General features: G+C 70.7%; 20 protein-coding genes. 10 read left to right on the top strand and 10 right to left on the bottom strand.

Features of this window, described 5'->3' with window-relative positions; genetic code table 11:
- The first annotated feature begins 12 nt into the window (after window positions 1–12).
- Window positions 13–927 carry an alpha/beta fold hydrolase gene (locus K2F54_RS08535; protein WP_308287581.1) on the top strand — a complete coding sequence of 305 codons (915 nt, stop codon included), beginning with the start codon at window positions 13–15 and terminating at the stop codon, window positions 925–927.
- Between the two features lie 43 nt (window positions 928–970).
- Here the strand turns inward: K2F54_RS08535 and K2F54_RS08530 are convergent, their stop codons facing one another.
- From K2F54_RS08530 to K2F54_RS08520, 3 genes are read right to left on the bottom strand one after another with little or no spacing between them, the layout of a single operon-like run.
- On the bottom strand, window positions 971–1,750 hold the full coding sequence (locus K2F54_RS08530; RefSeq protein WP_308287580.1) for a glycosyltransferase family 2 protein: 780 nt from the start codon (window positions 1,748–1,750) through the stop codon (window positions 971–973).
- A 5-nt stretch (window positions 1,751–1,755) separates the two neighbouring features.
- Window positions 1,756–2,631, bottom strand: coding sequence for a fumarylacetoacetate hydrolase family protein (locus K2F54_RS08525; RefSeq protein ID WP_220605440.1), 876 nt, complete (start codon window positions 2,629–2,631; stop codon window positions 1,756–1,758).
- A 4-nt stretch (window positions 2,632–2,635) separates the two neighbouring features.
- Window positions 2,636–4,246, bottom strand: a complete 1,611-nt coding sequence (locus K2F54_RS08520) for an AlkA N-terminal domain-containing protein (RefSeq protein ID WP_308287583.1) — start codon at window positions 4,244–4,246, stop codon at window positions 2,636–2,638.
- 161 nt (window positions 4,247–4,407) lie between these two features.
- On the opposite strand from K2F54_RS08520, the gene K2F54_RS08515 reads away from it, so the two are divergent.
- The 3 genes from K2F54_RS08515 (at window position 4,408) to K2F54_RS08505 (ending at window position 6,699) form a co-directional block, all read left to right on the top strand.
- The gene (locus K2F54_RS08515; protein ID WP_220605439.1) at window positions 4,408–5,616 is read left to right on the top strand and encodes a PrsW family intramembrane metalloprotease; all 1,209 of its coding nucleotides are present in this window, start codon (window positions 4,408–4,410) and stop codon (window positions 5,614–5,616) included.
- 181 nt (window positions 5,617–5,797) lie between these two features.
- Window positions 5,798–6,169 (top strand): FKBP-type peptidyl-prolyl cis-trans isomerase, encoded by a 372-nt coding sequence (locus K2F54_RS08510; protein WP_220605438.1) that lies wholly within the window; start codon window positions 5,798–5,800, stop codon window positions 6,167–6,169.
- Window positions 6,170–6,270: 101 nt separating this feature from the next.
- Window positions 6,271–6,699 (top strand): hypothetical protein, encoded by a 429-nt coding sequence (locus K2F54_RS08505; protein WP_220605437.1) that lies wholly within the window; start codon window positions 6,271–6,273, stop codon window positions 6,697–6,699.
- Window positions 6,700–6,714: 15 nt separating this feature from the next.
- On the opposite strand, the gene K2F54_RS08500 is transcribed toward K2F54_RS08505, so the two are convergent.
- From K2F54_RS08500 to K2F54_RS08485, 4 genes are all read right to left on the bottom strand, one after another.
- The gene (locus K2F54_RS08500) at window positions 6,715–7,140 is read right to left on the bottom strand and encodes a pyridoxamine 5'-phosphate oxidase family protein (RefSeq protein WP_220605436.1); all 426 of its coding nucleotides are present in this window, start codon (window positions 7,138–7,140) and stop codon (window positions 6,715–6,717) included.
- Window positions 7,141–7,252: 112 nt separating this feature from the next.
- Window positions 7,253–8,530, bottom strand: a complete 1,278-nt coding sequence (locus K2F54_RS08495; RefSeq protein WP_220605435.1) for a hypothetical protein — start codon at window positions 8,528–8,530, stop codon at window positions 7,253–7,255.
- A 167-nt stretch (window positions 8,531–8,697) separates the two neighbouring features.
- A complete protein-coding gene (locus K2F54_RS08490; protein WP_220605434.1) occupies window positions 8,698–8,964 on the bottom strand; it encodes a protealysin inhibitor emfourin in 267 nt (88 codons plus the stop codon).
- Window positions 8,965–9,106: 142 nt separating this feature from the next.
- Entirely contained in the window at window positions 9,107–10,246 is a 1,140-nt protein-coding gene (locus K2F54_RS08485) for a M4 family metallopeptidase (protein ID WP_220605433.1), read from the bottom strand.
- A 130-nt stretch (window positions 10,247–10,376) separates the two neighbouring features.
- Between K2F54_RS08485 and K2F54_RS08480 the strand changes: the two genes are divergently transcribed.
- Window positions 10,377–11,255 carry an LLM class flavin-dependent oxidoreductase gene (locus tag K2F54_RS08480; RefSeq protein WP_220605432.1) on the top strand — a complete coding sequence of 293 codons (879 nt, stop codon included), beginning with the start codon at window positions 10,377–10,379 and terminating at the stop codon, window positions 11,253–11,255.
- Between the two features lie 176 nt (window positions 11,256–11,431).
- On the opposite strand, the gene K2F54_RS08475 is transcribed toward K2F54_RS08480, so the two are convergent.
- The 3 genes from K2F54_RS08475 to nirB form a co-directional block, all read right to left on the bottom strand.
- Window positions 11,432–12,538, bottom strand: coding sequence for a uroporphyrinogen-III synthase (locus tag K2F54_RS08475; RefSeq protein WP_255576883.1), 1,107 nt, complete (start codon window positions 12,536–12,538; stop codon window positions 11,432–11,434).
- Window positions 12,539–12,641: 103 nt separating this feature from the next.
- Window positions 12,642–13,742, bottom strand: coding sequence for a uroporphyrinogen-III C-methyltransferase (cobA, locus tag K2F54_RS08470; RefSeq protein WP_220605431.1), 1,101 nt, complete (start codon window positions 13,740–13,742; stop codon window positions 12,642–12,644).
- 4 nt (window positions 13,743–13,746) lie between these two features.
- Entirely contained in the window at window positions 13,747–16,512 is a 2,766-nt protein-coding gene (gene nirB, locus K2F54_RS08465; RefSeq protein ID WP_255576863.1) for a nitrite reductase large subunit NirB, read from the bottom strand.
- A 235-nt stretch (window positions 16,513–16,747) separates the two neighbouring features.
- Here nirB and nirD point away from each other — a divergent pair, with 235 nt between their 5' ends.
- The 5 genes from nirD (at window position 16,748) to K2F54_RS08440 (ending at window position 23,843) form a co-directional block, all read left to right on the top strand.
- Window positions 16,748–17,173 (top strand): nitrite reductase small subunit NirD, encoded by a 426-nt coding sequence (nirD, locus tag K2F54_RS08460; protein WP_220605430.1) that lies wholly within the window; start codon window positions 16,748–16,750, stop codon window positions 17,171–17,173.
- Entirely contained in the window at window positions 17,170–18,018 is an 849-nt protein-coding gene (locus tag K2F54_RS08455) for a sirohydrochlorin chelatase (RefSeq protein ID WP_220605429.1), read from the top strand. Before nirD ends, K2F54_RS08455 begins: the two co-directional genes overlap by 4 nt.
- Before the next feature lie 319 nt (window positions 18,019–18,337).
- Entirely contained in the window at window positions 18,338–19,759 is a 1,422-nt protein-coding gene (locus tag K2F54_RS08450) for an MFS transporter (RefSeq protein WP_220605428.1), read from the top strand.
- Window positions 19,760–19,897: 138 nt separating this feature from the next.
- The gene (locus K2F54_RS08445) at window positions 19,898–22,048 is read left to right on the top strand and encodes a molybdopterin oxidoreductase family protein (protein ID WP_220605471.1); all 2,151 of its coding nucleotides are present in this window, start codon (window positions 19,898–19,900) and stop codon (window positions 22,046–22,048) included.
- Window positions 22,041–23,843, top strand: a complete 1,803-nt coding sequence (locus tag K2F54_RS08440) for an FAD-dependent oxidoreductase (RefSeq protein WP_220605427.1) — start codon at window positions 22,041–22,043, stop codon at window positions 23,841–23,843. The genes K2F54_RS08445 and K2F54_RS08440 overlap by 8 nt, the downstream gene beginning before the upstream one ends.
- Window positions 23,844–24,123 lie beyond the last annotated feature (280 nt).

Below are 24,123 nucleotides of genomic sequence, written 5' to 3'. Positions count from 1 at the left end.
TACTCTGGTGCCGTGTCCCTGCGTGTGAGGCAGCAGAACCGCCGGCACGAGACGGTCCCTGGCGACCGTCTCGCGGCTCTCGATGCCGCGCTGGGTGACCTGGACTGGACCGTGCTGCCGTTGGGGGCGCAGACGTACGCCGTGCCTGCGCCCAGCGGTGACCGGGCCGCGATGGCCCTCGGCCGGCCGGGTGACCCGCGGGTGCTGCTGGTGCCGGGGGCCACAGGGTCGAAAGAGGACTTCGTGCTGCTCGCGCCGATCCTCGCCGGTGCCGGGTACCGGGTGGAGAGCTACGACCTGGCCGGCCAGTACGAATCGGCGGCCGCCGGACCCTCACCCGGTCGGCACTTCGACTACGACCTCTTCGTGTCCGACCTGATCACGGTGCTGGAGTCGGGGGACACCCCGGTGCACGTGCTGGGCTATTCCTTCGCGGGCCTCGTCGCCGAGCTGGCCCTGGCCAGGCGGCCGGACCTGTTCGCCTCGCTGGTGTTGCTGACCACACCACCGGGGCAGGGGCAGACCTTCAGGGGTGTGCGCTGGCTGGGACCGGTCAGCGGCCTGGTCCCACCGCACACCATCGCCAGCCTGATGGTCTGGGGCATCGTCACCAACCGCAACCACACCAGCCCCGGTCGGCTCGCCCTGGCCCGGATGCGGTTCGGCCACACCCGCCGGACCAGCCTGAACGACATCATGCGCCTGATGAAGCACACCCCAGACGTGCAGGGCGCACTGGCAGAGAGCCCGGTGCCCAAGCTCATCGCCGTCGGTGACCGGGACCTGTGGACGCTGCGCCTGCACCGCCTCTTCGCCGAGCGAATCGGCGCGGAGCTGCGCGTGTACCCGGCCGGGCACAGTCCCTGCGAGACCACACCGCACCAGCTGGCCAGGGACCTGTTGGCGCTCTACGCGCGCGGCCGCTGAGCGAGTCGGCAGGATTTCTCGCGAGTTGCCGCAAAACTCCGCTTCAGCGCGTACGAAGGGGACGTTTGCGGCGACTCGCCGACCGGTGGCGGATGCGCCACGGCGAGTAGTCCGGCCAGCCGGAGAAGAGCGTGCGACCCGCCCAGGCCACTCGTCGGCCGAGCCCGCCGGCGGTCTCGAACGGGCGGGAGGAGATGGCGACCCGCAGCGTCCGGTCCAGGACGACGCGTTCGTCCGGCCCCAGGTGCATGCTGAAATCGAGGTCGTCGTGCACGTCGTTGCTCCGGCGGCGCACCCGGTCCCGGTTGGCGGCCCAGACCCGGCTGCGCATGGCGAAGTTCGACCCGAACAGCGGGTAGTGCCCGAGCCACAGGCCCATCCAGATGAAGTAACCGCCGATGTACACGTGGTTGCCGAGCCAGGCCGTGACCGGGCCGCAGTTGTAGAAGTCGCCGGGGCCGGTGTAGACGGCGGTGTCCGGATCGGCCGTGAACCTGGCCTCGATCCGTTCGATCCAATCCACCGGCGGGACGGAGTCGGAGTCCAGCCTGGCGATCACGTCGCCGGTGGCCGCGTCGTAACCGGCGGACGTGGCCGGCCAGATGCCCCGCAGCGGCTCGGTGACCAGGCGCACACCCGCGGCGCGCGCAACAGCGGCCGTGTCATCCGTGCTGGCGTTGTCGACCACGATGATCTCGTCGGCCGGTCGGCGTTGCTGTGACAGCGCGCGCAGGCAGGTGCGCAGGAAGTCGGCGTCGTTGTACACCGGGATGACCACCGAGATCGTGATCGGCGACCCCGGGCCGGCCGGGTCAGATCTCACGATGGTCAGATCTCACGGCAGTGAGTGGTGAGCAGTCCGATCCGGTCGATGGAGACGGTGACCGTCGAACCGTCCTTGAGGAACACCTGCGGCTTGCGGCTGTAACCGGCACCGCCGGGGCTGCCGGTGGAGATGAGCGTGCCAGGCAGCAGAGTCGAGGTGAGGGAGAGGTACGCGATGATCTCGGCCACGGTGCGCACCATGTCGCCGCTCGACGCGTCCTGCAGGATGCGGCCGTCGACGTGGGTGGTCAACCACAGGTTCTGCGGGTCGGCGATCTCGTCGGCGGTGACGACCAGCGGGCCGGTGGGGGTGAACCCGTCGAAGGACTTGCAGCGCGACCACTGCGCTTCGGAGAACTGCAGGTCACGGGCGGTGATGTCGTTCACGACGGTGTAGCCGAAGACGTAGTCGAGGGCGTTCTGCACCGAGACGTTGCGGGCGGGCCGGCCGATGATCACGCCGAGTTCGGCCTCGTAGTCCACCTGGCCGGTCAGGTCGCTGGGCCAGGTGATGATCGACTCGTGCCCGGTGAGCGAGTTGGGCCAGAGCGAGAACACGGTGGCGGCGGTCTCGCTGCGCAGCTTGAGCTCGGAGGAGTGGGCGGCGTAGTTGGCGCCGATCGCGATGATCTGCGGGGGCCGGAGAACAGCTGAGGAGTGCCGCAGCTCGTCGATCGGGGTGAGGCTCGCCCCGTGGGTCAACGCGTGGGCGGTCAGCGCGCGCACCCGGTCGTACTCGGCCGTGCCCTTTTCCAGGAGGTCCTGCAGGTCGCGCGGAGCGTCGTCGAGCACCTCGTCCAGGAACAGCGCTGAGTCCTCGACCACAACAGCTAGACGGGGGACGGATTGGCCTTCGACTCTGAGATGCGCAAACTTCACCTGTTCAGCGTAACGGCGCGGCCCCGTTCCCGCTGGCAGCGCGCGGGCCGGCCGTGCCCTCCGGCTTCTGGGGTGTGGCCGCGGCCGCAGACCGCCAGAGGTGCATGCCGGCGTAGCTGCGCCAGGGTGCCCACCGGCTGCCGTGGGCGGCGAGGTCGGCCGCCCGCGCCGGCAGGCCGAGGCGCTCCGCTCCTTGCCGCAACGCAAGATCGCTGGTGAGCAGGATGTCGGGGCTGCCGAGCACGCGCATGGCCACGTATCCGGCCGTCCACGGGCCGATACCGCGCAGCGCGGTGAGCCTGGCTGTGAGGTCGGCGCGGGATTCGCCAACATCCAGCACCAGCTCGCCCGTCGCCAGCGCCTCGGCCACCCGCACGATCGTGTCGATGCGCGCGGCCGGGCCGCGCAACATCTCGCGGCCGTCGGCGGCGATGCGCGCCGCGGTGGGAAAGAGCAGGGTCGGGGCGGTGCTGTCGGCCTGCTCTGGTCGTGGGTGCTCGGGTGCGCCGGACGCGGCCGCGGTCTCGCCAGCCGGGTCGCCCGCGATCCGGTCGCCGAGGGCGCTAGTCAGGCGACCGAGCGCGGTCCGGGCGGAGGCCACAGACACCTGTTGGCCGAGCAGCGCCCGGAACAGCGTCTCCTCGGGGTCGAGGCTGCCCGGCACCCGCATCCCAGCGGTGGTGCGCACCGACCCGGCCAGCGCGGGATCGTCGGCCAGCGCCGTGTCGATGGCCTGCGCATCCGCGTCGAGGTCGAACAGTCGCCGCACCCGGCTGACCAGGGGGGCGAGGTCGGCGAGGCTGTCCAGCCGGGCCTCGCAGGCCAGGGCAGGGGCGGCGCTCGTGCCGGTGAGGGTCACCCAGAGGGTCGCCGAACCGTGCGGGAGCCGCAGGGTGCGTTCGTAGCCGTCCGTCGTGCACCGTTCCACGCCGGCCACGGCGCGTTGCCGGAGGAACCCCAGCAGGCCCGGCCCGTCGAACGGTGCCCTGGCGGGCAACAGCAGGCGGATGGCCGAGCCGGGCATTGCGGCGTCGTCGCCGGGGGTGCCTGCGCGATCGGCCACTCGCGCGCCGGCGCGCAGGGCAGACGGGGTGCGCTCGTAGACCGCGGTGATGGTGTCGTTGAATTGCCGCACACTGCCGAAGCCGGCGGCGAAGGCGACATCGGTGATCGACAGGTCGGTGCCGGTGAGCAGCACCCGGGCGGTCTGTGCCCGGTGGGCGCGGGCGAGGGCCAGGGGAGAGGCACCGACCTCGGCGACGAGCACCCGGGTGAGGTGCCTCGCGGTGTAGCCGAGCCGGTGGGCCAGCCCGGGCACGCCCTCCCTCTCCACGGTGCCGTCACCGATCAGCCGCATGGCCCTGGCGGCCAGGTCGTCCCGGATGTTCCAGTCCGGCGACCCGGGCACGGCGTCTGGCAGGCAGCGTTTGCAGGCTCGCAAGCCCGCCTCGTGGGCCGCCGCGGCGGTGAGGTAGAACGACACGTTCGACGGTTTGGGCGTCATGGCCGGGCAGCTCGGTCGGCAGTAGATGCCCGTGGAGTGCACACCGGTGATGAACTGGCCGTCGAAACGAGCATCCCGTGACGACATCGCCCGGTACCGCTCGGCGAACACGGGATCGTCGACGCTGCCCCTGGCCGACGCTGCCGGCGGCGGGGCGGCCGGGGTGCGGGGGCCGGAAGTTGTGCTCACCCCTCCAGCCTGACACGACCGTCGCGCGGTCGGTAGCGGAAATCGGACACGGCCGTTTCGGCCGTACCCCTAAACTGACTCGCATGACCTTCGACCCGACCGGCCGGACCACCGCCGTCCCCGCCCAGGATGCGCCCATCTCGACCCCGGTCTGGAGCGCGCCCGTGCAGCGGCACCGCACCAGCACCGTGATCTGGGCCAGCCTCGGGATCGTGGTGGGTGCGCTGGCCGTGCTGCTCGTGCTGGTGTACATGGCCACCTTCCTCGGGGCGGCCGCGGTGGGGATCTGCCTGGTGCTGGCCCTCATCCCGCTGACGCTCGTGATCCTGGCCGTGCGCTGGGTGGACCGTTGGGAACCCGAACCGCACCCGGCGCTGTGGTTCGCCTTCCTCTGGGGTGCGGGCGTGTCCGTGGTGTCCGCGCTGGTCTTCGACCTCGGCGTGCAGATATACGCGGCCGCCAGTGGGACCGGCCCAGGCGGGGACTTCCTGTCCGCCGTCGTGCAGGCACCCCTGGTGGAGGAAGCGGCCAAGGGCTTCGGCCTGCTGCTGTTGTTCTGGGTGATCCGGGCACAGTTCAACGGTCCGATCGACGGGCTGGTCTATGCGGCCGTGATCGCCGCCGGCTTCGCCTTCTCCGAGAACATCCAGTACTTCGGTGTGGCCATGCTCGAGGGCGGTCTCGGCACCCTCGGGGTCACGTTCCTGCTTCGCGGGGTGCTCTCGCCGTTCGCACACGTGTTGTTCACGGCCTGCACCGGGTTTGCCCTGGGTCTGGCCGCCCGGCGTGCCACCGGCTCCGGCTACATCGGCACGGTCCTGATCGGCTTCGTCGCGGCGGTGCTGCTGCACGCGCTGTGGAACGGGGCGTTCTTCGTCCTCACCACGGATGGGTCCCTGCTCGGCTACTACCTCCTGGTGCAGGTGCCCATGTTCCTCGGCGCCATCCTCACCGTGGTGCTGCTGCGCCGGCACGAGGAGAAACTGACCGTGCAGCGACTCGGCGACTATGCCGCCGTGGGCTGGTTCACCCCCGCCGAGGTGCAGATGCTCGCCACAGGTCACGGCCGTAGGCAGGCCCTCGCCTGGGCGCACGCCCAGCCGACGTCGCGACGACTCGCCATGCAGCGGTTCATCGTGGATGCCGCCAGGCTGGCATCCGTGCGTCATCGCCTGATCGCGGCCCAGGCCAAGCCCGTGCGCGCCGCGACGGCGGGCGTCTCACCGGACCAGGCGGAGGAAACCCGGCTGCTGGGCCTGCTGATGGCCGACCGGGCCGAGATACTGAACTGAGCTGTCGGCGCTGACCTGTCGGCGCTGAACGGAAAAACTCGCCGCCCGGTGGTGTGGCACTGCCGACAACTCTCCCGGTGCGGCGAGTTTCTATGCATAAAGAATGCACCTCGCCTCCTCGTTCGCGCAAGGGGGAATTTCGAGGTAGGCACCGAGGCTCCCGATCCGGTTGGATGGTCTTATGACCGATCTCAACAGCAAGCCAGAACTCGACTTCCCGGAGGGCCCCGCGCCCGAACAGCTCGACATCGTCGACATCGTGGTGGGTGACGGGGCCGAGGCCACCGCCGGCGCCACCGTTGACGTGCACTACCTCGGCGTGGAGTACGACACCGGCGAGGAATTCGACTCGTCCTGGAACCGTGGCCAGTCCATCAACTTCCCGCTGCGCTCCCTGATCGCCGGCTGGCAGCAGGGTATCCCCGGCATGAAGGTGGGCGGACGACGCAAGCTGACCGTGCCTGCGCACCTGGCCTACGGCCCGGCCGGCTCCGGGCACCGCCTGTCCGGCAAGACCCTGATCTTCGTGATCGACCTGCTCGGCGTCAGCTAAGCAGCCCCTGTGAGTGGCCCCGGAGAACGCCGAGCGCTCTCCGGGGTACCCGACGGCGTGCGGGTCCTCGCGCTCAACGCTTCCCGTGCCGATAATGGGACATGATCACAATCGACTGTGCCCGGGCGTTGCAGCAGGCCGGATTGCGTTGGCGTCCGGCATCCGGTGATTCGTTCAGTATCGAACGGCCGGGATTCGACGCGGACGTGTTCACGGTCAGCGAGATGACCATCGAGGCGCACGAGTTCGACACCGGCACGATTCTCGGCTTCAACGGCACCACCGAGTGGGCGCTCGATTCCCTCGCCCTGGAGGATGCGCTCTGGTTGCCCAGGGAGGACCAGCTTCGCCAGCTGCTGCGTGGCACCTTCCGCTCCCTGCACCGGCAGGGCGACGACAGCTACCGGGTGAACGTTCATGTGTCCGGCGTCGACGAGTCGTTCCAGGCATCGACGGCCGAGGATGCGTACGGCACCGCCGTGCTCATGCTCATCGGTCGTGCCGGTGCGAGCCTGGTCGCCGGGGCGTAGCTCAGCCAGGAGAACCTAGTAGCGCTCTGGCTCCGGTTCGAGGCTGAACCGGCGACCGGTGATCTCGGTGGGCGTGATCTCGACCCAGATGTACTTGAGGGTGGGGATGAGCGGGCGCAACGGCAGCTCGTTCGCGGCATCAATCTCGGCCTGGGTGTCCAGGATCCGCGCGATGCCCTTGACCACGACACTCCAGGCGTCTGCGCGGCCGATGTCGTCGGTCTCCAGGGCGACCCGGTTGTTCACGGTCAGTGCGAGCAACTTGGTGCCCTCTGCGGTGCGGAAGAGCAGGCGCTGATCCGCGGCGACGAAGTTGAGTGGGAAGATCTCGATGTCGTCGGCGACGCTCGCCGCGAGACGGCCGAAGCTGGAGGAGAGCAGCAACTCCCAGCACTCTTCTTCGCGCAGAATGCGGACGGGATTAGCGTTGTCAGTGGCCATGCCCCATGTTCCCACTTTGCGGCCCACTCGGCGAGTGTGCCGAGTGGGCCGCGGCGTGTCGGTGCAGCCGGTGCCAGGACGCTCAGGGAAGCGCCGGATGGGCGTACCGGGGTCAGGACCGGCGGGTCGGGTTCTGGCCGGTGCGCCGACGGACGAGCATGACGGCGACCAGGATCCCGCCGACCAGCAGCGCTCCAGCGGCGATCAGGAAGACCGGTAGTGGATCCACACCGGTCTCGGCCAGTTCGGTGCCCTGCTCTGCGCCCGGTTCGGTGTCCTGCTCAGCGCCCTGTCCGGCACCGAGTCCGCCGCCCTGGTCGGCTCCGACGGCCGGAATCAGGGGGCTGGCTGGGCTGGTGGACGTCGGCGTGGGTGACGGGGACGCCGGGACGACTGGGACGACCGGGCTGGCCGTTTCAGTGGGCGCAGGGGTGGGCGTCGGGGTCTCGGCGGGAACCGTCGCGGTCGGGGTCGGGGTCGGGACTGGAGTGGCCGACGGGGTGGCGGAGGGGCTGGACGTCGGCGTGCTGGTGGGCGTGGCCGTCGGTGTCGGCGTCGGGGTGGGTGTGCCGGTGGGGGTGGGCGTGCCCGTCGGGGTCGGGGTCGGGGTGGGCGTGGGCGTGGGCGTGGGAATCACCGTGCCGGCCGGCAGCAGGCGGTGGGTGAGCGATGCGGTGCAGGTGACGTACGAGCCGGGTGCGGTGACGTTGCCGTTGTTGCACTGGGTGATCGTCACCGGCAGTGCCGTGCTCTGGGTGGAGGGATCGACGACACAGGTGACCCGGCGGGTTCCGCCACCGCCGTTGGCGGCTCCGTTGCACTGGGTGATCGTGGCGTTCGTCGTCGACTGGACCGGGCTGCAGTCCAGGGTGGGCTCTGTGCCGCCGCCCGCGCCCGAACCGACGCACTGGTTCACGGTTGCGGGGGTGAGGGTGGTGTCGCCGATGATGTTGTTGACGACCCTGACCTCGCAGGTGACGGTGGCCCCGCCGCCCTGGCCGGAGGCGTTGCACTGGTTCACCACCGTGGTGGCGGTGGGAAAGGTGATCGGGAGGACCGTGCAGGTCGGCTCGGCGTTGGCGGCACCGACGCAGGCACGCGCCACGATGGTCGAGCTGGTGAGACCGGTGGCGACGTCGAGGTAGTTGGTGACGGTGACCTGGCATTCCACGGCCCGGCCGCCGCCGTTCTCGATGCCGTTGCACTGCTCCGTGACGCCGGGTCCGACCGCGGCCGAGGCCGGGGCCTGGGTCGTGCCGAGCATCGCCGCGGCGGCGACCACGATCGCGAAGGTGACCGCGAGGCCGGAACGCAGGACGAAGCGCGATCGACTGCGCTTGTCAGCGCCCGAGGCGGTGGTTGTGGAATTGGTCGATCGTGCAGTCGCCACTGGAGGCCCCCCTGTTCGGAGGTGCCGTTACCCCCGTACGGGTCGCGTTACCAGTTGCGGCATCCGCACCCATTACGGAACGATGACGGTATCGATTTCCCGGTGCCCTGTGGTGTCCAGCTCTGCTCCCGCGAGAGGGCGCCCGGCTGGTCGACGACGTGTGCGGGTCAGCGTTCGCTGACGGCGCGGACCCGGTCGATGAGGTCCTTCCACGGGCCGTGCACCTGCGGCTCGGCGAGAACGACCTCGTGCGGGGCGCAGCGGATCCGGTAGACGAAGCGGTCGGGCGCCGGGGTGGTGTCCTCGGCTTCGTCCCAGGGCAGCTGCTGCAGAAAGGCCATCCAGGCGGCCGCATCCGGCTGATCGTCGACCTGGACGTCCCAGGTCACCCGGAGTCCGGCGAGACCTCCGCTGCGTGAGACGACGACCTTCATGGCCCCCATGCTACGTCCGGGAGCGCCACGATCGGGGATGTCGGGCTGATCGGCAGTGCCTTCCCAGTCACCCACAGGTTCAGCGGCCCGTCGGCCGACTGTCGGCCGCCAGGCAGGCGACGTCAGGCGTGGTCCGGTGCGGTCAGGACGCCGCCCGGAGGGGTGACAGGGGAAGCCCCACACCATCCCAGCCCGTGCGCACGGCTTCGTGTTCACGGGAACCGCGACCGAAGCGGGCGACGGCGGCCGTCTCGGTGGCGCGGGCGAACACGGCGAAGGTCGAGGTCTCGGTGAGGTCGGACCCGGTGAGGGTGTCGTACCAGATCTGTCCGGGTGCCTCCCAGGCGTTGCCGCCGATGGCGGCCGCGACCAGGTAGAACGCCCGGTTCGGGATACCGGAGTTCAGGTGGACTCCGCCGTTGTCGGCGTCGGTGTCGATGTAGCCGGCTATGGAGCCCGGTTGCGGGTCGGTGCCGAGCACGTCGTCGTCGTACGCGGTGCCCGGCGCCTTCATCGAACGCAGGGCCTGCCCCTGCACCTCGTCGGTGAACAGGCCTTCGCCGATCAGCCAACTCGCCGAGGCCGTGTCCTGGCCGGCGGCGTACTGTTCGGCGAGAGCGCCGAAGACGTCGGAGACGGACTCGTTCAGGGCGCCGGATTGGTTGCGATAGGCGAGGTTGGCACTGTACTGGGTGACACCGTGGGTGAGTTCGTGGGCGATGACGCTCAGCGAGAGGGTGAATCGGTTGAAGACCTCGCCGTCACCGTCTCCGAAGACCATGCGCTGACCATCCCAGAATGCGTTGTCGTAGGCCTGGCCGTAGTGCACGGTGGCGTCCAACGGCAGGCCCCTGCCGTCGATGGAGTCCAGCTGGTAGCGGCTCCAGAACAGGTCGTGGGTATCGCCGAGACCGGTGTATGCCTCGTTCACGGTCACGTCGGCGACCGGAGGAGCGCCCTCGGTGCGCACGATCCGGCCGGGCAGGGACTGCAGGTGATCGGCGTCCCAAATGGTGCGGCGGACGACACCGGCCATGCCCGGTGCGGGGACAGCCGGGCGGGCAGTGGGGCGATTGTCAGACGAACGGAGGCTGCGAATCGGGGCGTCCACCCGCAGGGACCGCCTGGCGGCCTCGGCTGCGGCCGAGAAGCGTGGATCGTCAACGGTGGCCAGGTGGGCGAGGAGATACGGCGGCACGATGCCGCAGTGCACCGGGCCGACGGCCTGAGACGGGACGGCGCTGGACGGGACGGGGCGGCGAGTGTGGTCTGTGCCTGTCATGCCGAGAGTCTGCCAGCCCCCACCGACATCCGCACCTGGAGATTTTCGCGGTCCGGCAGGACCGCGAGTCGCGCGCAGGAGGTTGCGATGCTGCGCTCGGTTCGGTGCGATCGGTTTGTAGACTGCCCTCATGCGCCACGGAATCGTCATCCTGCCCCAGTTCGAGTGGCGCCAGGCCCGCCGCCGATGGCAAGCCGCAGAGGACTACGGCTTCGACCACGCCTGGACCTACGACCACCTCTCCTGGCGCAGCCTCGCGAGCGAACCGTGGCACGCCACGACCCCCACGCTGGCCGCGGCCGCGGCCGTCACCGACCGCATCCGGCTGGGTACCTTCGTCGCGTCGCCGAACTTTCGGCATCCGGTGCCGTTCGCCAAGGAGATCGCCACGGTCGATGACATCTCCGGAGGCAGGTTCACCCTCGGGGTGGGTTCCGGCGGCACCGGCTTTGATGCGTTCGTGCTCGGCCAGCCTGCCTACTCGCCCCGCCAACGGCACGAGCGGTTCGCCGAGTTCGTGACCGACCTCGACCTGCTGCTGCGGCACGAGGCCCCTGGTGCGGGTGGCGTGAATTTCTCCGGCGACTGGTTCACGGCGGTGGACGCGCGCATGGTGGGCCGGCCGGCGCAGAACCCCAGGGTGCCGTTCGTGATCGCCGCGAACGGCCCCAAGGGCCTGCGGATCGTGGCCGAGCACGGGGCCGGCTGGGTGACCACGGGCGCGGACGGCGCGGTCGGCGAGGAATGGTGGACCGCGGTGGCCCGGCTGGTGAGACGGCTCGACGACACCCTGGTCGCGGCCGGCCGTGACCCCGGCACCGTCGACCGGCACCTATCCCTGGACAGCGGTGGCAGTTACTCGCTGCAGAGTGTCGCCGCCTTCGACGACGCCGTGGGGCGCGCAGCCGAGCTCGGTTTCACGGATGTGATCAGCCACTGGCCCCGGCCGGACGGCATCTACGCCGGCGCGGAGTCGGTGCTCGACGAGGTCGCCGCCCGCCTGTCCTAGCCCGCCCCACCCCGGCCGCCCCGTGGTGCACGTGCATAACTCCTGCAATTTTTCCCCGAGCCGGGCAACTGTGCCGCAATCTCGCGGAAGTGCGCCGCAGGGATCAAGAATCTGCAGGAGTTATGCTCCCCGGCGAGAGCTGGGGCGTCGATTCGGGCGTCATTCGGACGGGGGAGCTAGATGTCGATGCGGTAGCCGCGTTTGATGACGGTGGCGACGAGGGCAGGCACCGGTAGGGCCTGGCGCAGCCGGCTGATGGCCACATCGACGGCGTGGTCGTCCTGGATGTCTGGCAGGGCGGCCGTGAGGTCGGCCCGGGAGAGCACAGTGCCGCGCGCGGCCAGCAGGGCACGCAACAACGTGAGCGAGGTGGGCGCCAGCAGGGCGGATGCGCCGCCCACCCTGACCAGGCGACCACGCAATTCCACCGCGCCGTGCCTGGTGTCCAGCCTGAGCACCCTCTCCTCGGCCAGGTAGTCGCAGACCAGCTTGATCAGCGCGCCCATGCGGAACCGCTCGGGCACGATCGGGGTGATGCCCGCCGCCACCAGGGGAGCGGCCGTGACGTGCCCGACGGCCGCGGCCACCACCGGGCCGCGCAGGGCCTCCTGCAGCGCCTCGAGCTTGCCGACGCCATCCGCCGCCCCGAACAGAGCCTCGACCGCGGGCGCGCTGGTGAAGGTGACGGCGTCGAGCGTGCCCGTACAGACGGCGTCGATGAGTTTGAGCACCCGGCTGGAGTCCTCCGGCAGCAGCCACCGGTACGGCGCGACGGTGAGCACGGTGACCCCGGCGTCCTGCAGCCGCTGAATCTGGGACTCGTCGGTGAAGCCGTGCAGCTGCACGGCCACCGTCAGCCCGTCCGCGCCTTCAGCGAGAACCTTGTCCACCAGCGAACGGGTGGTCTCTTCGTCGCTCATGCCGGAGTCGTCGAGGTTGGCCGCGCGGATGGCACCGCGCGCCTTGGGACCGCGCACGAGGATGCGGCTGTGCTCGAGGGTGGTGGCGAGCTCGTGGCCGAGCCCGGCCGCATCCGCCGCCTCGAACCAGCGCCGCACGCCGTACGACGTCGTCGCCAGCAGCACGTCGGGGCGGGCGGCGATGATGGCCGCGGTGTCCACGGTGATGCGGGCGTCGTCCGCTGCGGCCGCGATCCGGATGGCCGGGGCGTGCAGCACATCTGCGCCGCGCCGCTCGAACGCGGCGATCAGGTCTTCGCTGCGGCGGTCTGAGGTGACGCCAATGCGGAAGCCCTCGAGCTGGTCCGGTCGGAAGCCGGGCAGCCCCGATTCGATTCCGATGTCGTTAACGGTGTCTCCGATGGTCTGGGGCAGAGTTGTCTGGAACAGGGGAGCGCTCAGGGGATGGGTACCCGTCTGGGCAGCGTTACCTCTGGCCTGTGAGTGTAGCGGCGTTTGCGAGCTCCGCCACGGCGGCGGCGTCGTCGCACTGGGCCAGGCGCACGACCTCGCCGATCACGAGCACGGCGGGGGAGCGGGCGCCGACCTCGCCGGCGACGGTGACGACGGTCGAGATGTCGGCCACGGTGGTGCGCTGCTGGGAGGAGAAGCCGCGTTCGATGATGGCGATGGGCATGTCGGCCGCCATGCCGTGCCTGGCCAGCCCGCTGGCCAGGTGCGGCAGCGTGCCCACCCCCATGAGCACCACGATGGTGCCGCCCAGGCCCACCAGGTGGGCCAGTTCCTCCTCGCTCAGCGGCACGTGGCCGCTCAGCACGGTGAACAGGCGTGAGACCTCACGGTGGGTCACCGGGATGCCCGCCAGCGCCGGCACCGAGATGGCGCTGGTGACCCCGGAGATGACGGTGACGCTCACTCCGGCGGCACGGCACGCCGCCACCTCCTCGCCGCCGCGACCGAACACGAACGGGTCGCCGCCCTTGAGGCGCACGACGGTGAGGCCGGCGAGGGCGCTGGCCACCAGCATCCGTTCGATCTCGACCTGCGGCACGGCGTGGTGACCGGGCTGCTTGCCCACGTTGACGTGTTCGGCGCCCGGGGCCCACTGGTCGAGCAGGTCGTGCGGGCCGAGCCGGTCGTGGTAGACGATGTCGGCGCCGCGAAGCGCGTTCAACGCGCCGACGGTGAGCAGGTCGTTGTCGCCGGGGCCGCCGCCGACGAGGGTGACGTGGCCGGGCCGGGAGACCGGTGCCGCTGCTTCCCTGGTGAGCCAGACCGACCGGTCGGCGCAGGCGGCGACGAGCAGCGGGTCGGACTTGGGCGGCAGGTCGACGGCCACGACGAGGTCAACGGCCGAAACGAGGTTGCGCCAGCCGGCCGGTGAGCGCGGCCACTCGACCGGGCGCACATCCGGGTGGGGCACCTCGTAGGTGTCTGCGGCCAGGAAGACGATGGCGCCGGCAGCCAGGTACCGGGCGATCACCCGGCGGGCCAGCCGGCTGCCGCCGACGATGAGCACGCGCCGACCGGTGACGTCGAGGCTGAGATCGAGGGAACGGTGGGACATGGCCCTATTCTCCAACTTCTGCCGTCGAGGCGGAATGTGCGTGACGCGGGGCGTCATCCGCGGGGCGCAGCGGGATCCTGGCGCCGGAGAGCAGCACCGGCCCGGTCGGTTCGGCGTCATCTGACGGTTCGTTGACGCTGACGCCGAGGTACTCGGTCGGCCGCGCCGACGCATCCGTCGCGCTCGCCGTGGCGAGGTTCTGAGCCGCATCGCGCTCGCCGGGCCAGGCCGGGCGGGGCTGGCCGCGCTCGAGCACCTGCACGACGGCGGGGTCGGCGGTGGTGGGCGCGTTCACGAACGAACGGAACCGGCGCAGCCGCTCCGGGTCTTTCAGGGTGGCCGCCCACTCGTCCTCGTAGCTGCCCACGTGCGCGCTCATCGCCAGTTCCAGCTCGGCGGCTAGGCCGAGGCTGTCGTTCACGACCACGTCGCGCACGTGCTCGAGCCCGCCCGGCAGTTCCTCCTGCCAGCGCGCGGTGCGCTGCAGCCGGTCACCGGTGCGGATGTAGTACATCAGGTAACGGTCGATGTAGGCGATCAGGGTGTCGTCGTCGAGGTCCTGGGCGAGCAGCTGAGCGTGCGCCGGCTGGAAACCGCCGTTGCCGCCCACGTACAGGTTCCAGCCCACATCCGTGGCGATGATGCCGATGTCTTTACCGCGAGCCTCAGCGCACTCGCGGGCGCAGCCGGAGACGCCGAGCTTGAACTTGTGCGGCGAGCGCAGCCCCCGGTACCGCAGCTCCAGCTGGATGGCCATGGACACGGCGTCCTGCACGCCGAACCGGCACCAGGTGCTGCCCACGCAGCTCTTCACGGTGCGCAGGCTCTTGCCGTACGCCTGACCGGACTCGAACCCCGCGTCGACGAGGATCGTCCAGATCTCGGGCAACTGCTCCAGCCGGGCGCCGAACATGTCGATGCGCTGCCCGCCGGTGATCTTGGTATACAGGTTGTACTGCTCGGCGACCTCGGCGATCACCTTGAGCTTGGCCGGGGTGATCTCCCCGCCCGGGATGCGCGGCACCACCGAATAGGTGCCGTCCTTCTGCATGTTGGCCAGGGCCCTGTCGTTGGTGTCCTGCAGTCCGCCTCGGCCCGCATCCAGCACATAGCCGTTGGTCTGGCTGGCCAGGATCGACGCGATGGTGGGCTTGCAGATGTCGCAACCGAGGCCAGTGCCGAAGCGCTCCATGATGTCGTCGAACGAGGTGAGCTGCAGGATGCGCACGCTCTCGAACAGTTCGCTGCGGCTGAACGCGATGTGCTCGCAGAGGGCCTTGGAGACCTCGATGCCGGCCTTCTTCAGCTCGGTCTCGAGGATCTTCTTGACCAGTGGCACACAGGAACCGCACTGGGTGCCTGCGCGGGTGCACGCCTTGAGCGGGCCGAGTTCGGTGCAGGCCTCGGCGTGGTCGCCGCGGATGGCTTCGCGCACGGCGCCGACCGACACGTTGTTGCAGGAGCAGAGCTGCACGTCGTCGGGCAGGTCGCTGCCCGCCGGCGGTTCGGCGCCGGCGGCGGAGAGGTACGCGCCGGGTTCAGCGGGAAGCTCCCGGCCGAGGAGGGGGCGCAGCGACGTGTACGGCGAGGCGTCGCCGACGAAGATGCCGCCGAGCAGGGTCTTGGCATCACCCGTGACCACGATCTTCTGGTACAGGCCGCGGGCGGGGTCGGCGTAGACCACCTCGAGGCAGTGCTCGGTGCGGCCGAGGGCGTCGCCGAAGCTGGCGACCTCCACCCCGGAGAGCTTGAGCTTGGTGGCGTCGTCGATGCCGGGGAAGACCGCTTCGCCGCCGTGCAGCCGGTCTGCGGCGACCTCGGCCATGGCGTTTGCGGGGGCGACCAGGCCGACGCAGATCCCGTTGATGTTGGCGACCTCGCCGATGGCCCAGATGCCGGCGGCGGAGGTGCGGCAGTCGTCGCCGATGACGATGCCGCCGCGCGGGCCGAGGTCGAGCCCGGCGGAACGGGCGAGTTCGTCGCGCGGGGTGATGCCGATGGAGAAGACCACGAGGTCGGCATGCAGCTGGCTGCCGTTGGTGAGGGCGACGCCGAGCACCCGACCGGTGGGGGAGAGCAGGATCTCGGTGGGTCGGGTGCCGAGCGCGAGGGTGATGCCCTGCGCGCCGATCAGCCGGCCGAGCGCCTGGCCGGCGCCCTCGTCGAGCTGCGCGCTCATCAGCCAGTTACCCGAGTGCACCAGGGTGGATGCCGCGCCGAGCCTGGCGAGGCCGCCGGCGGCCTCGAGGCCGAGCAGCCCGCCACCGACGACGACGACGTTGGCCGGGCGGCCCAAACGTTCCTTCAACCGGGCGACCTCGCCGACCAGGAAGTCGACGTCCTCCAGGGTGCGGTAGACGTGGCCGGCCTCGGCGCCGGGGATGGGCGGCACGGTGGCGGCGGACCCGGTGGCGAAGACCAGGTCGTCGTAGCCGACGCGTTCGCCGGTGTCGAGGGTGATCGCTTGGGTCTCCGCGTCGAGGCCCACGACTCTGCTGCCGCTGCGGTAACTGATCGCCTCGGACTCCCACAGGGCGGTGTCGCCCAGGGTGAGGTCTTCGGAGTCGACCAGGCGGCGGGACAGCGCCACCCGGTCGTAGGGCAGGTGCGGCTCCTCGCCGAACACCGTCACGGTGTGTTCCATGGTTCCGGCTGCGGTGGCGCGGGCGGACATGGCTTCGGTGAATCGGTGCGCGGCGGGGCCGCCGCCGATCACCACGACGCGTCGCGGCATGCCGGAACCATCCGGGGCGGGGGTGACGTTGTCCATGGGAAACCTTCCGAGTGACGAGCTGTTCCGTCAGCCTAAAAGTCGGCGATTTCCCGACCGTGTCCCTTACGTAACGGAGTGTGACGGGCGTCTCACGACCATTTCGCTAACGTGAGAGGTCTTCGTTACGCGATCGTCACGGCCCCGCACGACGACCGACACGGGGGCTGCTTACCGTTGGCAGCACGGAATCGTCCCCCGACGTTTTCGTCATCGCCACACACTGGAGGAACCCGTGCACACACCCACCCACTCGCACGACTCCGGCGGCGCCCCGGCGGACTGGACCAGCGTGTGCGCCCTGGACCGGCTCGAACCGCTGTGGGGCGAGGCCGCTCTCATCGACGGCGTGCAGGTCGCGCTGGTTCTACTGCCCGACGGCAGCCTCTACGCCGTCTCCAACCAGGACCCGGCCACGGGCTCGTACGTGATGAGCCGCGGCATAGTCGGTTCGCGTGGCGCCCGTCCCACGCTCGCATCGCCCCTGCACAAGCAGATCTACGACCTCGAGACCGGCGAATGCTTCACGTCGGCCGACTACAGCCTGCGCACCTTCCCGGTGCGCATCGACCACGGCACCGTGCAGATCCAGGTGCGCGAGCAGGTCGAGGCGAGCGAGCCGGCCGCCAGGGGCGCCGACGTGGAGTTCGTGGCCGCATGATCACGGTTCCCACCCGCACGGCGCCTGTGCGCACGGTTTCCCCCGTCGTCGCCCCGGTGCTGCTGGCGACCTCACACGGCACCAGCGACCCGGCCGGGCAGCGCGCGGTCGTGGCGCTGGTCGACGCCGTGACCGCCGCGGCCCCGCACCTCACCGTGGTGGGCGGCTACGTCGACGTGCAGAGCCCGGATGTGCCCACCTGCCTCAGCGGCATCGCCGACGGCTCTGCCGGCGCGGCCGAGTCCGCCGGCTCTGCGGAGTCCGCCGAGTCTGCCGGGCGGCCCGTCGTGATCGTGCCTCTGCTGCTCTCGGCGGGGTACCACGTGCGGGTCGACCTCGCCGAGGCCGCCGCGGAGGCCAGCCAGCCGGTGCGGGTGACCGGGGCGCTCGGCCCCGACCCGCGCCTGGCGCGCATCCTCGCCGACCGCCTGCACGAACTCGACCTGCGGCCAGACGACACCGTGGTGCTCGCCGCCGCCGGGTCCACCGACGCGAACGCCGTCACCGACTGCCACACCACGGGTGCCCAACTCGCCGCGGTGCTCGGCCGGCCGGTGAGGGTGGGGTTCATCTCCGCCGCCGAGCCGCGCCTGGCCGATGCCGTCAGCACGGCTCGCGCCGGCGCACCGGTGCGCGTCGTCGTGGCCACCTACCTGCTGGCCCCCGGCTACTTCGCCGGCCTGGCCGAGAACTGCGGTGCGGATGCCGTGAGCCGCCCGCTGCTGGTGGACGGTGAGGCCCCGCCGCGACTGCTCGTCGACGTGGTGCTCGACCTCTACTCGTCGACGGCCCGGCTGGAGCAGGCGCTCGCCGGCCTGCCCTGGTCGTTCAGCCCCCGCCCCTGACCCCTCGACGCGACCCGCCCGCGCGCATAACTCCTGCAATTTTTCGAATCAGGCCCTGGATCTGCCGGTTGACCGGGCCGGCCGAGAATCCAGCAGGAGTTATGCACCCCCGCGGGGGCGACGCGCTCATGTGTCCGACATGTAACAGCGGCCTATCAGGGGCAGTCGCCTGAGGTGACAACACGGTGACCAGAAGGTAACTGCGCCAGCGTTCCGCCGAAACACCGGATGCGTAGCGTCGAAGACACACGGACCGCAGCACGTCCGGTACCACCACCTCGGCACCACACCCCGGCACCACATTCTTGAGGAGAACCTGATGACCCCGACCAGCGCCCCGCCCTCTCTCAGCATGGAGGCAACGACCACGGCTCCCGCCGCGTCTGCCGAGCTCGTCCACCGCCCCGGCCGGTGGATCGACAACTGGAACGCCGAGAACCCGACGCAGTGGGCCAACGGCGGCAAGGTCATCGCCTCCCGCAACCTCAAGTGGTCGATCTTCGCCGAGTTCCTCGGCTTCGTGATCTGGCAGCTCTGGAGCATCGTGGTGGTGCAGCTGCCGAACGCCGGGTTCACCTTCGACATCGGCCAGATCTTCTGGCTCATCTCCATCCCCACGCTCGTGGGTGCCACCATGCGGTTCCCGTACACCTTCCTGGTGCCCAAGTTCGGCGGCCGCAACTGGACCATCATCTCCGCCGGCCTGTTGCTGATCCCGTCGATCGCCCTGGGCTTCGCGGTCGGCAACCCGGACACCCCGTTCCCGGTGATGCTCCTCATCGCCGCGCTCGCCGGACTCGGCGGTGGCAACTTCGCCAGCTCGATGTCGAACATCACCTACTTCTACCCGCAGAGCCAGAAGGGGTACGCGCTCGGCCTCAACGCCGCCGGCGGCAACCTCGGCGCGGCAGTGGCCCAGCTGGTCGTGCCGATCGTGATCACCCTCGGCGCCCTCGGCACGCTCAACCTGCCGCTGGCCGGGTTCTTCTGGGTGCCGTTCATCCTGCTCGCCATGTTCGGCGCCTGGAAGTACATGGACAACCTCTCCAACGCCAAGGCCGACTTCGCCGGCTCGATCGCCGCCGTGAAGGAACCGCACCTGTGGATCATGGCGTTCCTCTACATTGGCACCTTCGGCTCGTTCATCGGCTTCGCCAGCGTCTTCCCCAAGCTCATCGCCGACCAGTTCCCCGACTACTCCTCGTTCCAGGTGGTGTCCGCTTCGCTGTCGCTCGCCTTCCTCGGTGCCCTCACCGGTTCCCTGGCCCGCCCGTTCGGCGGTCGCCTCGCCGACCGCTTCGGTGGTGCTCTCGTCACCGTCGTGGCCTTCGGCGTGATGGCTGCCGGTGCCGTACTGGTGAACCTGGTGCTGCCACTGGGCAACTTCTGGCTGTTCCTGGTCACCTTCCTGCTGATCTTCGTGGCCACCGGCGTCGGCAACGGCTCCACCTACCGCATGATCCCCAGTGTCTTCGCCGCCAGGAGCGGGGTGGCGAATGCGCACACGGACTCCGGCGACGTCGGCACGCAGCGCAAGACCGCCGCCGCTCTCGGCCTGATCTCCGCGATCGGCGCCTACGGTGGGTTCGTCATCCCGCAGGTGCTCGGCTTCTCGAAGACCTCCACCGGCGACTACTCCAGCGCGATCTACGCCTTCGCGGGCGCCTACGTCGTGATGATGGCCGTCACCGCTTTCGTCTACCTCCGCCGCGGGTCCTCCGTCGCCGGTCACCGTATCTAGTCCAACCCGCTCGTCACCATCCGCTGGTTGAGCTTGTCGACTTGCACTGAGCTTGTCGAAGTGAACCCCTCACCGGATCTCGACAAGCTCGATCAGCGGGTCTCGACAAGCTCGACCAGCGATACGAAAGGCACCACCGTGAACCCCGTCGACACGCACTGCCCGTACTGCGCTCTGCAGTGCGCGATGACGCTCACGCCGGCTGCCACTCCCGGTCGCCCGACGGATGCGATCAGCCTGCCGGTCAGCATCGCCGGCCGAGCCTTTCCCACCAACCGCGGTGGGCTCTGCAAGAAGGGCTGGACGGCGGCGGAGCTGCTCGACTCGGCCGATCGCATCCGCGAACCCATGCGGCGCCGGCCAGACGGCAGCTTCGCACCGGTCTCGTGGGCCGAGGCTCTGGACCTCGTCGCCGAGAAGCTCCTGGCCGGCCGTGCCGAGCACGGTGCAGACTCGGTGGGTGTCTTCGGTGGCGGCGGGCTCACCAACGAGAAGGCCTACCAGCTGGGCAAGTTCACCCGGCTGGCCCTCGGTTCCTCCCGCATCGACTACAACGGCCGGTTCTGCATGTCCAGCGCCGCCGCCGCGGGCAACCGGGCGTTCGGCCTCGACCGGGGCCTGCCGTTCCGGGTCGAAGACCTCGACGCGGCCGACACCATCCTGATGCTCGGCAGTAATGTGGCCCAGACCATGCCACCGTTCATCGGTCACCTCGACGGCGCCCGGCAGGCCGGCGGCCTGATCGTGGTCGACCCTCGCCGCACCGCCACCGCCCGCCTCACCGACGACGGCGCCGGGATGCACGTGCAGCCAGCGCCCGGTACCGACCTGGTGCTGCTGCTCGGCCTCACCCATCTGGTGCTCGCCGAACGCCTGGCCGACACCGACTACCTGGCCCGGCGCACGACCGGCCTCACCCAACTGCGACTCAGCGTGGCCGGCTGGTACCCGCACCGGGTGCAGGAGCACACCGGCGTGCCGGTCTGGCAGCTGCGTGAGCTGGCCAGGCGGCTGGCCGCGGGCCGGGGCAGCTACATCCTCACCGGTCGGGGCGTCGAACAACACGTCGACGGCACCGACACCGCCACTGCCGCGATCAACCTGGCCCTGGTGCTCGGCCTGGTCGGCACGACGCACTCCGGCTATGGCACCCTCACCGGTCAGGGCAACGGGCAGGGCGGCCGCGAACACGGCCAGAAGTGCGACCAGCTGCCCGGCTACCGCAAGATCACCGACCCCGCCGCCCGCGCCCACGTCGCCGGCGTGTGGGGCGTCGACCCGGCGGTCATTCCCGGTGCGGGAATCCCCGCCGTCGAACTGCTCGGCGCGCTCGGCCGGCCGGGCGGCATCCGTACCCTGCTCGTGCACGGCGCGAACGTCGTGGTCTCCGCGCCGGACGCCGACAGTGTGCGCCGGGGCCTGAAGAACCTTGATTTCCTCGTGGTCTGCGATTTCTTCTTCTCTGAGACCGCGGCGCTGGCCGATGTGGTGCTGCCGGTCACCCAGTGGGCCGAGGAGGAGGGCACCATGACCTCGCTCGAGGGTCGTGTCATCCGTCGCCGGCGGGCGATCGACCCGCCCGCCGGGGTGCGGAGCGAACTGTGGATCTTCCAGGAGCTGGCCCGCCGCCTGGACGCGCCCGGGGTGTACAGCGCCGAGCCCGGCGAGGTCTTCGATGAGCTCTGCCGGGCGTCCGCGGGAGGTGTCGCCGACTACTCCGGCCTCGACTACGCGCTGCTGGACACGGGGGAGCCGGCCTACTGGCCGTACCCGGTCGGGTCCACGGGCACCCCACGGTTGTTCCTGGACCGGTTCGCCCATGACGACGGCCGGGCCCGCATCGTCGCCGTCACACCCCGCGCCGTGCCGGCGCCCGCCCAGACGCAGGGCGCGCTCACCCTGATCACCGGCCGCCTGCTCGAGCACTACCAGTCCGGTGCGCAGACCCGGCGGGTGCCGGAGCTCTCCGGCGCCCAGCCGGAGGCCCGGATGCAGGTGCACCCGGCCACGGCAGTGGGCCTGGGCGTGATCGACGGCGGCTGGGTCGAGCTGACCAACGAACGCGGCGTCGTGCGGTGCCGCGCGCAACTCAGCACCGACATCCGACCCGACACGGTTTTCCTGCCGTTCCACTTTCCAGCCGACCAGCGCGCCAACCTGCTCACCGCGGCGGCCACCGACCCGATCTCCGGCATGCCGGAGTTCAAGCGCACGGCCGTGCGGGTGCGGGCGATTGCGGCGCCAGGCCGGCCGGCCACCGACCACGAAAGGGTGATGGCGGATGCCTGAGCTGACTTCATCTGGCCCGACGTCACCTGGGCGCCCCGCCGCTCCCGAACGCATCGTCGTGGTCGGCTACGGACCGGTCGGCGCCCGGTTCGTCGACGAGATCCTTCCGCTGGTGGAGGCCGGCCTGGCCGAACTCACCGTCGTCGGCGCCGAGGCCGTGCACGCCTACAACCGGGTGCTGCTGGCCGACTACGCGGTGGGCCACACCGACCGCGACACCCTCGACCTCACCGACGGCGGCCGGGCCATGGCGGCCGGGGCGCGCATCCTCACCGGCACCACCGTGACATCGGTGAACCGCACCATCCGCACCGTCAGCCTCAGCGACGGCAGCACCCTGCCATACGACCGGCTGGTGCTGGCCACCGGCGCCCGCGCCAACGTGCCCACCCTCGACGGTGTCAAGCGGGTGCGGCGGGCCGTGATGAAACCCGGTACGGATGCCGCCGGCCTCGACGCCGCGGCTCTGGACTGGGCGGATGCGCCGCTGCCCCGCGGGGTCAGCGCTCTCCGTGACCTCGCCGACGCGGCCGTGGTGCTCGCCGCCGTGCAGGCCGGCCGGCGCATCGTGGTGCTCGGCGCCGGGGTGCTGGGCATGGAGATCGCCCTCGCCGCCGCGGCGGGCGGCGCCCAGGTGTGCGTGGTTTATCACGGCGAGATCCCGATGAACCGCAATCTCGACCGCGGCGGCGGCTCGGTGCTCACCCGCGCCGCCCGGCGCGCCGGCGTCACCATGGTCAACCACGCCAGGGCCGAGAGCGTGCTGTTCCAGCACGACGACGACGGCGTGGAGCGGTTCGAGGCGCTCATCTGCGCCGACGGCAAGCAGATCAGCGGCGACCTGCTGCTGCTCTCCTGCGGTGTGGGGGCCCGCACCGAACTCGCTCACCTGGCGGGGCTGCCCGTGTCCACCGGCATCCTGGTCGATGAGTCGTTGCAGAGCTGGGCGGATACGGCCATCCACGCCATCGGGGACTGCGCGCACGTGGCCGCCCGGCCCGCCGACGCCGACCTCGGGGCCGCCTGGAACGGGGCCCGGATGGCGCCGGCCGGCGGTCCGAGCGGACTGATCGGACCCGGCTGGCGCCAGGCCGACAGCCTCGCGGCCCGGTTCAGCGCCGAGATCCGGGCGGGCGTCGCCGGAACGGCCACCGCGAGCCCCGCGTCGGCTGCTCTCGTCGAGTCGGTCGCCGCGGGTGTTACGCCGGCCGGCCCGGCACCCGTGGCGTCGATCCAGGCGCCGAACGTCGCGGCCGGACCCGGCGCATCCGTGGTGATGCTCAAAGCCGAGGGCATCGACGTGGTCGCGGCCGGGGACACCGCCGCGGACCCGTTCGACGTCGACGACTCCGCGCACGCGCACGGCTGCGGCACCGGCGCCCCCGCTCCGCTGGCCGTGGCGCAGTGGGCCGTCCCGGAGCACGGCCGCTACGTGAAGATGGTCACCCGCGGCGGAATTCTCACCGGCTTCGTCTGCGTGGGTATGCCCCGCACCGGTGCCGAGCTCACCCTGTTGTTCGAGCGCGGCAGTGAGCTGCCCGCCGACCGGTCGGTGCTGCTTCGGTTCGACGGCCCTGACTACGACCCGGCGAGCGCGGGCGACGCCTTCGCGCCGGAGTCCACCGTGTGCTGGTGCAACGGCGTGACGGTGGAGGCGATCACCGCCTCGGCGCACGCTGGCAACGACACCGTCGCCTGCATCGGATCGGCGACCAGGGCCGGCACCGGGTGCGGGGGTTGCAAGGGTCGGATCGGGGAGGTCCTGGAACGCGTCGCCGCCCAGCCGGTCGCCTGAGCCCGAGCCTGCACCTGCCCGAGCCGCCCTCCGCTGAGCCGCCCTCCGCTGAGCCGCCCTCCGCTGAGCCGCCCTCCGCTGAGCCGCCCTCCGCTGAGCCGCCATCCGCCGAGTTGCCGAAAAAGCACCCCTTTGGCGCATCCGAAGGGGCTGTTCGAGGCAAGTCGGTGCAGCCCGCACCGCCCACTTGCCGCACAACGCCCCTTCAGCCCGCTGGAGGGGTTGCTTTGGCGCAAGTCGGCGCGGCGAGCCGGGCCGAGCGGCTCTCGCCCCGGAGTGT

Source organism: Cryobacterium inferilacus, from assembly GCF_019599185.1.
In the GTDB taxonomy this organism is placed as follows: domain Bacteria; phylum Actinomycetota; class Actinomycetes; order Actinomycetales; family Microbacteriaceae; genus Cryobacterium; species Cryobacterium inferilacus.
This window is presented reverse-complemented; position numbering and strand designations above follow the sequence as displayed.